Annotated in this window: 3 protein-coding genes; all 3 read left to right on the top strand. The window is 67.4% G+C overall.

Going from position 1 to position 2,106, the window contains the following annotated elements; translation table 11 throughout:
* Positions 1-684: aldehyde dehydrogenase family protein (locus JOZ00_RS00715; protein ID WP_293338444.1), on the top strand; the 684-nt coding region annotated here is incomplete at its 5' end.
* A gap of 3 nt (positions 685-687) precedes the next feature.
* A complete protein-coding gene (locus JOZ00_RS00710) occupies positions 688-1,848 on the top strand; it encodes an acyl-CoA dehydrogenase family protein (protein WP_293338442.1) in 1,161 nt (386 codons plus the stop codon).
* Positions 1,849-1,858: 10 nt separating this feature from the next.
* On the top strand, positions 1,859-2,106 hold a 248-nt coding region (locus JOZ00_RS00705), incomplete at its 3' end, for an NAD(P)-binding domain-containing protein (RefSeq protein WP_293338440.1).

Below are 2,106 nucleotides of genomic sequence, written 5' to 3'. Positions count from 1 at the left end.
GAGCGCTGCATGGCGATCAGCGTCGCGGTGCCCGTCGGCGACCAGACCGCCGACCGGTTGCGCGCCCGGCTCATCGAGCGGATCAACAATCTGCGCGTCGGCCACAGCCTGGACCCCAAGGCCGACTACGGCCCGCTGGTCACCGAGGCCGCGGTGGCCCGGGTGCGCGACTACATCGGCCAGGGTGTGGACGCGGGCGCCGAGCTGGTGATCGACGGCCGCGAGCGGACCAGCGACGACCTGACGTTCGGTGACGCCAACCTCGAGGGCGGCTTCTTCATCGGGCCGACCCTGTTCGACCATGTCACGACCGACATGTCGATCTACACCGACGAGATCTTCGGCCCGGTGCTGTGCATCGTGCGGGCCCACGACTACGAAGAGGCGTTGCGGCTGCCGTCCGAGCACGAGTACGGCAACGGCGTGGCGGTGTTCACCCGTGACGGCGACGCCGCACGCGATTTCGTCTCCCGGGTGCAGGTCGGCATGGTCGGTGTCAACGTGCCGATTCCGGTCCCGGTGGCCTACCACACCTTCGGCGGCTGGAAGCGTTCCGGTTTCGGCGATCTCAACCAGCACGGCCCGGCGTCGATCCAGTTCTACACCAAGGTCAAGACCGTCACGTCGCGCTGGCCCTCCGGCATCAAGGACGGCGCCGAATTCAGCATCCCCACAATGGATTAGGCCATGTTTGACTTGAACGACGACGAACGGGTGATCACCGAGACGGCAGCGGCGTTCGCCGCCAAGCGGGTGGCCCCGTTCGCCCTGGAATGGGATGCGAGCGAACACTTTCCGGTCGACGTGTTACGCGAAGCGGCCGAACTCGGCATGGCGGCCATCTACTGCCGCGATGACGTCGGCGGCAGCGGGTTGCGCCGGCTCGACGGGGTTCGCATCTTCGAGCAGTTGGCCATCGCCTGCCCGGCGGTCGCGGCGTTCCTGTCCATCCACAACATGTGCGCCTGGATGATCGACAGCTTCGGCACCGACGAGCAACGCAAGGAGTGGATCCCGCGGCTGGCGCCGATGGACGCCATCGCCAGCTACTGCCTCACCGAGCCCGGTGCCGGATCCGACGCCGGAGCGTTGAGCACCCGCGCCGTCAAGCAGGGCAGCGACTATGTGTTGGACGGCGTCAAGCAGTTCATCTCCGGTGCGGGCGCCTCGGACGTCTACGTGGTGATGGCGCGCACGGGCGGCGAGGGGCCGCGCGGGATCTCGGCCTTCATCGTCGAAAAGGGCACCGCGGGGCTGAGTTTCGGCGCCCACGAGGAGAAGATGGGCTGGCACGCCCAACCGACCGCTCAGGTGATCCTCGACGGCGTGCAGGTTCCCGCCGACGCCATGCTGGGTGGCCCCGAGGGCGACGGCGCCGGCTTCGGCATCGCGATGAAGGGCCTCAACGGTGGCCGGATCAACATCGCGGCCTGCTCGCTCGGCGGCGCGCAGGCCGCCTTCGACAAGGCCGGCGCCTACGTGCGCGACCGGCAGGCCTTCGGGGCTGCCCTGCTCGACGAACCCACCATCCGGTTCACCCTCGCCGACATGGCCACCGGGCTCGAGACGTCGCGAATGATGTTGTGGCGGGCCGCCAGTGCGCTGGACTCCGATGACGCCGACAAGGTCGAGCTGTGCGCGATGGCCAAGCGCTACGTCACCGACACGTGTTTCGAGGTCGCCGACAAGGCCCTGCAGTTGCACGGTGGGTACGGCTACCTGCGCGAGTATGGTCTGGAAAAGATCGTGCGCGATCTGCGGGTGCATCGAATTCTCGAGGGCACCAACGAGATCATGCGGGTGGTCGTCGGTCGGTCCGAAGCCGCACGGTTCCGCGCAACCGCTTAGGAAGGCAGCGATGACTGAGCACTTGACGGTGGCTTTTCTCGGCCTGGGCAATATGGGCGCGCCCATGGCGGCGAATCTTGTTGCCGCCAACCATGCGGTGCGCGGATTCGATCCGGTGCCCGCGGCGCTGTCCGCCGCGACCGCCACCGGCGTCACCGGTTTCGACAACGCCACCGACGCGGTCGCCGGCTCGGACGTCGTCATCACAATGCTGCCCAATGGCGAATTGGTGAAACGCTGTTACACCGAGATTCTGCC

It is taken from the genome of Mycobacterium sp. (assembly GCF_019243155.1).
GTDB lineage: Bacteria > Actinomycetota > Actinomycetes > Mycobacteriales > Mycobacteriaceae > Mycobacterium.
The sequence above is the reverse complement of the archived record's forward strand: the minus strand, read 5'-3'. Positions and strand labels throughout refer to the sequence as shown.

What these genes read in the sequence shown, in the direction of transcription:
- JOZ00_RS00710 (WP_293338442.1), top strand. Translation starts at nt 688, where the DNA reads ATGTTTGACTTGAACGACGACGAACGGGTGATCACCGAGACGGCAGCG.